Here is an 8,653-nt window from a genome sequence, read left to right on the forward strand (position 1 = left end):
TCGTTGTCGAGCGTATTGCTGTGCAATGCCAGGTCTTGACCACTGACCAGGGTACCTTCATTGTGAATGTTGGTTGCGCTAAGAAAGAGCGTGCCTGACTTGCTTTGCCAAACAGCATTTTCTTCAATGGAGACATCACCGGTTGTGGTGAAGGTAAATCCGGTCCCTCCAGAAAAAAGACCGTTGTTGATAACGGACCGGCCAGAAATTGTAAGTTCGCCTAGGCTTTCCAGCCGCGCAGAAACAGCGTTGGTCAGTGACGCATCAGCGGTGTTTCTGAGTGTGACAGTTGTGCTGCTTGAAGAATTGATTGTGCCGTCATTGTTAAGAGTTTTGGCTTGAAGGTTTACCGTGCCATTGGACAAGATCTGTGCTGTCGGCCCGTTGGTAAGCGTGTTGCTTGCTCTAAGGCTTAAGGCGCTGCCAGCGCTGATTTTGCCGGTGTTGGTGAGAGATCTGGCGTTGAGTGTGACTGTATCTGCGTAAAGTTCTGCTGCGCTTTTAACACTCACGTCCTTGGTAAGGGTTGCAGAGAAGAGTTGATCTGAGGCAATCTTGGAACCTGTGCTGATGGTCAGCGCCTCGCCCTCAAGCATCATGTCTTTTGCGCTCTCCAGCGAACCAGACACGTTCAGCAGATCTGCCTCCAGGTCCAGTCGTCCTTGAGAAAGAACCTGCCCACCGGTTGCAATCGCCACTGCGCCATCAGCATCAAGGGTCATATCAGCAATGCTGATAAGAGAACCAGCTCCCGAATAATCATCAAATTCTGCAAGGAGGGAACTGCCACTATAAAGGCTTCCCGTATTGATCAGATCGCCCTGAAGCGCGAGTTTGAGCCCATACTCACCTATACGGCTGTCTTCTCCGGCCAGATTGGCCTTCACACGGCCAGAGTTGGTAAGAGCGCCTGCATGAGCTGTCAGCGTGATCGCATCGTTAGCCTCAAGAAGGCCTGCATTTGAAAGACTGTCTCCGTCCAGTTCCAGCGTTGCCAGAGACGTGATCGTCCCTGCTGTTTTAACGTCAAGCTTTCTACTTGCCTCAAGTAGCATTTTCCCTTCGGAGAAAAGGGCTCCTGCAACAGTCAGGTCCTGGGCAGCAGCAAGGCGTAAATCACGCCCTGACTTTATATCAGCTGTGGCTACAAGGTTCAGATCCCCACCACGGGCTGTCAGTGTCACGCCCTGCAGCCCCTTAAGCTCTCCGTCCAAAGACATAGTGTTAGCGCTGATACCAAGTGTTTTCTGCGCTTTTGTCTGGGCATGACTTCCATGCTGAATGAAACTGCCAGCAGCATCAAGAGTGAGCCCGCCAAGGGAGATCATGATCCCCTGATGATCAACGTCACCAGCAGAGGTCAGGGTCAAATCCCCTTGCTTTGACTGAATGATGCCCGCAGAACCAATGGTCATATCACCGCTCAGGCTTTCAAGTGCAGTTGTATCCCCACTTAGGGTCCCGTTTGCTTCAATGCTGGCAGCACTCATGTCCAGAAGATCAGATACAGAAACAACGCTGCCCGTGCTCTGAAACAGATTTCCAGATACATTGATGATCGCATCGCCGCTTTGAGTGGCCACGCTGCCTGAGAGGATAAGGTCCTCTCCTGCATCAAGTGCGAGATAAGTGCCTGCCTGGGTGATCCCGCCCAGCTGGACTTGCCCGGCGCTGTCTATATCAACAAAGCTGGCAAAGCTGACCATCTGGCCGGAGCTGGTCTGAGTGAAGACACCGGTTTTAGCCTCTACCCTCAATTCACTTTGAGCCTGCAACACACCAGTGTTTGTGATTTCGCCGGCTATAATGTTTAAGTTGGCATCAGAGCGAACAAGAGACGTGGTGCCTGAGTTATCCAGCTTGCCACGAAGTTGCAGGTCAAGACCTTGGTCGCCATAAATCTGACCAGCATTTTCCAGATGAGTACCAGCACTCAGGCCGCGCAGTGTAAGTTTGCCATAGTTACTGGCAATTTTACCGCTGCTACCAAGGCTGGACCTACCTGCTTTTGTCAATGTCAGGTCCAGATCACCATTGCCCAGGATCTCGCCGTCATTATCAAGCTCACCAGCTTTAAGGACCAGTGTATCCGGGGTAGCGATTGAAGCTGTAGCATCGCTCAAGTGAACGGTGCCATCAGCCGTGATACTCAGCGCGCTAGCCCCATAAAGCGTTGCGATACGCCCAGCTACCTGTTTCCCGATGGAAAGGTCCTTGCCAACCGATAGTGTGCCTGTGCCCAACGCTTGTAAATAACTACCGTCCTGAAGAGTGATGCTGCCGGAACTGGTTAAGGTGAGATCAGAGAGAGATGCCAAAATACCCGCATTATCGACCGAGGAGGAGGTTCCGGTAAAATCGCCGTCAGATAACACACGTGCGTTGTCAGCAATCGTCAATGCGCCGGTGTTCAGGATCATATCGCCTGTGCTTTCCAGCAAGCCTGTCACGTGCAGCGAGGCACTATCCAGATCAAGAGCGCCTTTGGCGATGACTTGCCCGCCTGCACCAATGGTCACAGCGCCAGCAGCGTCAATCTCCACGTCTGTGATGCTATTGAGAGATCCAGCTCCTGAGTAACTGCCAAATTCAGCAAAGACAGAGCTGCCGCTATAAAGTGTGCCTGTATTAACCAGATCGCCCTTGAGGGAAAGTTTTAATCCATATGCACCCGTGCGTCCTGCCTCTCCGGCCAGATTGGCTTTCAAGATGCCAGAGTTCGTCACTCCTCCATCGCGGGCTGTAATTGAGATCGTATCATTGGCTTCCATCAGACCCGATGATGCGAGACGAGCAGCATCAAGAGAAATAGATTTAGCACTGGTGAGTGTTGTGTTGCTCGCGATATCAAGAGCTTGTGCCGCGACAAGGTCCATGTCCCCGGAGGCATACAGCTCTGCTCCTGTTTGGATATTAAGCTGACCGGTACGCGCGCTTAAGCTGACGTTTTCCAGACCAGTGACCTCACCAGCTATCGTCATGCTCGCCGCATTAATATTAAGGGCATCTTTGGCTTGTGACTGGGCCAGATCACCGTGCTGGGTGTAGGCTTGCGCTGCATTGATGGAGAGCTGACCAAGAGAGATGATCTTGCCCTGATGATCAACAGCCCCAGCAGAGGTCAGGCCCAAGTCGCCTTGTTTTGACTGGATGATGCCGGCTGAATCAATTGCAATGTTACCGCTCAGGCTTTGAACGGTTGTGGTCGCCCCGCTCAAAGTTCCGCCAACCTCCAAACTGGTAGCTTCCACATCCATCAAGTTAGAGGTTGAGATCACACTGCCTTGTGCCTGCGTGAAACTCTGGGATGTACGTATAATGGTATCCCCTGCCAATGAGGCGGCGCTCCCGGAGATGGCAAGGTCTGCTCCCGCATCAAGTGACAGGTAAGTAGCTGCCTGGGTGATGCCTCCCAGCTGGACTTGACCGGCTCCGTCAATATCAACAAAGTTGGCAAGGCTGACCATCTGACCTGAACTGCTCTGAATGAGCGTGCCAGATTTCGCTTCCACGATCAGCTCATCTTGAGCCTGCAGCGTGCCTGCTGTTACGATCTCATCAGCGGTGATATTTAGTTGGGCCTTTGAGCGAATGAGAGAGGCTGCTCCTGAATTTTCCAACTTGCCGCGAAGACGTAAGTCAAGACCTCGCTCGCCATAGATCTGACCAGCATTTTCCAGATGAGTGCCAGCACTTAGGCCTTGCAGTGTAAGTGTCCCATCGTTGCTGGCCAGTTTACCGCTGCCACCAAGGCTGGACCGACCTGCTTTTGTCAGTGTCAGGTCCAGATTGCCGTTGCTCAGGATCTGGCCGTCATTGGCAAGCCTTCCAGCTTTCAGGGCCAGTGTATCCGGGGTGGCGACTGAGGCCGTCTCATCGTTCAAGTGAACAGTGCCATCAGCCGTGATACTCAGCGCGCCAGCCCCGTAAAGTGTGGCGATATGCTCAGGAGATCTGGCTCCAACAACCAGATCACCGCCGACCTTTAAGAGGCCTGTACCAGAAGATTTAAGATAGCTGCCGTCCTGAAGGGTGACACTTCCGGAACTGGTTAAGGTAAAGTCAGAGAGAGAGGCAAAAATGCCTGCGCTTTGGACAGAAGCAATGGTCCCGGAGAAGTCTCCTCCAGAGAGCACCTGCGCGTTGTCACTGATCGTCAATGCGCCGGTGTCCAGGATCATATCCCCTGAGCTCTCCAGCAAACCAGAAACGCTCAGCCCGGAAGCCTTCAGATCAAGGGCACCTTTCGAGAGGATCTCTCCGCCAGACCCGACGGTGATATCTCCTTTGCCCTCAAGCTCCATGTCTGTCAGGCTGTTGAGGGAACCGGATCCTGAGTAATTGTCAAAAGCAGCAAAGACAGAGCTGCCGCTTGTCAAATTTCCCGAGTTGACCAGATCGCCCTTGAGGTAAAGTTTAAGTCCATACTCCTGCGTGCGTCCTGCTTCTCCGGCCAGATTGGCCTTCAAGGTGCCAGAGTTCGTCAACCCGTCCTCGCGCGCTGTGAGCATGATGGTGTCATTAGCTTCCATCAGACCTGATGTTGTCAGGCTAGCTCCTTCAAGAGTGATGGATTTGACGCTGGTGAGCGTTGTGTTCTGCGTAATATCAATAGCTCGTGCTGCCACAAGATCCATGTCCCCGGAGGAAGACAGTGCCGCACCAGTGAGAACTGTGAGAGCACCATTGCGCGCACTTAAGCTGACGCTTTCCAGGCCTGTGACCTCACCAGCTATCGTCACGCTGGCCGCACTGATATCAAGGGCAGCCTTGGCTTTTGTTTGCGCCAGATCACCTCGCTGGGTGTAGGCTTGCGCTGCCTTGATGGAGAGCTGACCAAGAGAAATGATCTTGCCCTGATGATCGATGGCAGCAGCAGACGTCAGGCTCAAATTGCTTTGTTCAGACTGAACAGTCCCTGCAGCGCTGATGGTAATACCGCCGCTTAGGCTTTTAATGGTCGCAGCAGCACCGCTCAACATTCCCTCACTGTCAATGCTGCCAACTTGAACATCCAAAAGGCCGGAAGCAGAAATGGCACTTCCACTTGTCAGCGCAAGAGCGTCTCCTACACGGATCGTTGCTTGTCCATCTTTGGCTTCAAGGCTACCTGAAACGATAAGGCTGCTCCCTGCATCCAGATCCAGGTGTGTGGCAGCTTGTGTAACACCGGCCAGTTGAACGAGACCTGAAGCATCCAAATCAACGGCCCCGCCAAGGCTAACCATCTGGCCTGAAGCACTTTGTGTTACAGCGCCAGCGTTTGCTTCAACCGTCAGCTCATCGTTGGCCTGAAGCGTTCCGTTATTTTCAATATGTTGTGCTACAAGGCGCAATGCCTCATCAGAACGGATGAGAGAGGCGGGCTTGTTGTTGATCAGCTTGCCCGCAAGCAGCAGATCAATACCCTGTTGTCCGTAAAGCTCTCCGGAATTGTTAAGGTGTGTGCCATTACGTAGTCCGCGTAATGTCAGGGCATTGTTGCTTGCAATTCTACCAGTGGCAGCAAGGTTGGATGTGCCTGCATCAGTCAGAGTCAGGTCCAGCGTGTCTGCACTGAGGATTTGCCCAGCCACGTCAAAGCGTGCAGCATCGATCTCCAGAGATTGTGCACTGGTTAGACTTGAGGTTTTGGTTGTGAGCGTCAGTGCACCATCGATGCTCAGATCAAGAGCGCTGCCAGTGTAAAGTGTTGCCGTGCGGTCTGCAGCTTTGGCACCGACACTCAGATCCCCGCCAACTGTGAAGGAGCCCGTTCCTGAAGAGTGAAGATAGCTGTCATTTTCAAGCCGTATATCCCCATCACTTGAAAGTGTCAGGTCTTTAAGGGAGGCAAACAGGCCAGTGCTTTGGAGTGAAGAGACAGAACCCGCCAGATTGCCTTTGGCGAACACGCGGGCTCCGCTTGAAAGTGTCATCACGCCACTTTCAAGACTCATATGACTGGCACTTTCCAGAGCCCCCGAGATAGAAAGAGCTGCTGTTGTGGTCAGATCCAGCTTGCCTTTGGCAAGCACTTTTGCCTGCTCCAGGAAACGAGCTTTGCCTGCGGTGATAGATAGGGCTCCGTCCGCTTCCAAAGCCTTTCCGACAACAAGCTTGTCTTTTGAGATCAACGTAACCGTGTCTTTTGCAAAAACATCTGCCAGTAAAGACATCTGTCCGCTGGTCATGTTCAGATCAGATTTAGACAGAAATCCTTGTGTTTCTGCTCCCAGTACAACTGAACCAGCGGTTTTGATATGGATTGATCCGGCACTGAGCTTGCCGTTTGCCCCTGAAAAGGAGTAGCTACCAGCGGTTATGGAAGCTCGGCCTTCAGCGTTAATTTTGCCGTGCTGACTGATGGATTTCGCCTGTAGGGAGGCGTTCTTTCCGGCGCGAAGAACGGTGTTCGTGCCCAGCTGAAGGTGTTGCTGGGCTGTGAATGCAAGTTTCCCTTTTGCTTCAAGAGCCTTGCCCTGACGATCAATCCCTGCTGCGATATCCCGGCCATTTGCAAAGATGTTTTGGGCGCTCAGAGCGACATTGCCAGCAGCTGCAACCACAGCCTGTGAGGAGATGACAATATCACCTCCCGCTTCAAGTTCTAATGTATCGGCTGCATAAACAACTGAGCTGCTGCGCACCTCCACATTCTTCTTAGACTGCACGCGTGTCCGGCCAGCACTGTTTATGCCTCCCAGCGAGATCTTTCCAGATGCATCAAGCGTAAAGCCGCCACTGGCCGCGACAACACTATCAGGTGTACGCACGCCCACCCCGTCTTCGGTCCCAACCAGTGTGATCCTGCCGGCATACATGCCACCAAGGGCTGAGGAATCGATGCCGAACGCCGGTTTGTCAGAGCTGTCACCGGTTCGAGCAGTGATCTTACCAGTTGTCGGATCATAAGTATTGCGGCCTGCAAACAGGCCCAGATAGTCACCCGCATTGACTTGCCCATTAATCTCAATGCTGCGTGCAACGATATCAAAGTAGTCTGTTTCCTGAGCGCTTAGACCGTCAGGACCGATAGTAACAGAGCCTTGATCGACAATAATCTCCTGAAGCACTCCGTTCTCAACATGAGGGACACCAGTTGAAAGAGTTGCTCTGGGAATATTGATAAACCCGCAGCCATTACAGGTCATGCCATTGGGATTGACAAGAATATAGCTGGCTGCCTGACCGTGAACCTCGGTCGGTCCTTGCAACAAAGACCGATTTGAGGAGGTCACCTCGTTTAAGATGAGAGATGCCGCTCCGTTTTTAAGGTTGGGATTTTGTTCAATTATCCCGCCAAGATCTGACGGGCTCATCTGGGTGGAGTTATTCAGGACCAGACCGTCTTTGCCCACATTAAAGTCAAGGAACTTATTGTGTGACAGACCTGAGCTGGTAGGCGTAACGATGTTGACCACCGGCACGCCATTGGGAGCTTCTAAAACATCTGGTGTATTGGAGTTTGGATCAGGCGTGAGGCTTTGTGCGTAGGCTGGAATAATGCCTTGAGTAAGAAAGGCTGCACAAAAAAACGAATTCAAAAACTTCTTCATGACAAACCTTAATAATCAAAATTGTGCGCTCAGGCGTAGTTGCGCCCGGACAAAACCGCGCTGCGGAGCAGAAACAAACTCGGGATGATAAAATGGGCGCTCATAGGCAAGTTGGCCGGATAACAAACCACCAGACAGGCGCAGTCCTAAAACACTACCCGCCATTCCCCCGCCTTCATTGGGATCGTGACCATCAAAGGCGATCCGGCCACCATCAAGACCTGCAAACAACTGCGGCCGACCGAGAGCCTTCTGCAAAACCTGCGGAAAAGAGGAAATATCTGGAGACCACGATACTTCTGTTTGCAGATAACCGCCAATATCACCCGACAGACTGTCATCACGAAATCCGCGTACACTGCCAGGACCTCCAAGACCAACCCGTTCGCTGGCAACCAGCGTATGTGGAGAGGCTGAGGCGAAGCCTTTGAAGGATAGACCTAGTGGTCCGTTTTGGGTTTGCCAGCCCTTGCGCCATGAGGCAGATAGCTCCACTTCGGAAAACTGCCCTCTTGGAGTACCCTTACTGAAAATAGTGTCTGAGTGTGCGGCAAACGCATCAATGCCCTGACGCCAGGATAATTTGACGTTTCCTGCCCCTTGAAAGACCTGACCTGTCCATGCTCCGGACACATCGACAATAGAAAGCCGCTTGCTGGATGTATCAATGTATCTGCCTGTAACGAAGTTGCGGCTTTCTTTCAAAGTGAGACCGGCACTCAAAAGAAACTGATTGGTCTTATCGCGATAGGCAACAAAATCAGCGCCCAAACGTGCTTCCCAGCTGTCTCCGTTATAGCCAAAACTTTGAACTGCAGACGTTACCTCTGATGCATATTGCTGGAAGGAACCGCTCACAGACAGTGTTAGGTAATGCCAGGGAATTGAGGCATATCCGTTGATCGAGCGTGAATAGACATTGCGATCCAGATAATCCAGTGTGGTCTTCGCACTGACTGTCAGGCTCTCATAAAAGCCCAAGGTGTCTTCGAGGGTAACAGACCCAGAGAGTTGATGGCGCCCTGTTGACTTTGAACCTTCGTTGTTGAGCTGAGTAGATATATTGGCTGCGTAGGTGTCTTGAACATCAATAAAGACCCGGCTGCTGCCGATGG

Annotated in this window: 2 protein-coding genes; both read right to left on the reverse strand. The window is 52.2% G+C overall.

All coding sequences use genetic code 11. The features are described 5' to 3' along the window. Positions 1-7,526 (reverse strand): two-partner secretion domain-containing protein (locus BM231_RS26485; RefSeq protein WP_159438005.1); only part of this gene is annotated, 7,526 nt, incomplete at its 3' end. Positions 7,527-7,553: 27 nt separating this feature from the next. Beyond that, positions 7,554-8,653, reverse strand: a 1,100-nt coding sequence (locus BM231_RS26490) for a ShlB/FhaC/HecB family hemolysin secretion/activation protein (RefSeq protein ID WP_159438006.1), incomplete at its 5' end; no start/stop codon positions are given.

Origin of the sequence: Pseudovibrio ascidiaceicola, from assembly GCF_900114245.1 — a bacterium.
In the GTDB taxonomy this organism is placed as follows: Bacteria; Pseudomonadota; Alphaproteobacteria; order Rhizobiales; family Stappiaceae; genus Pseudovibrio; species Pseudovibrio ascidiaceicola.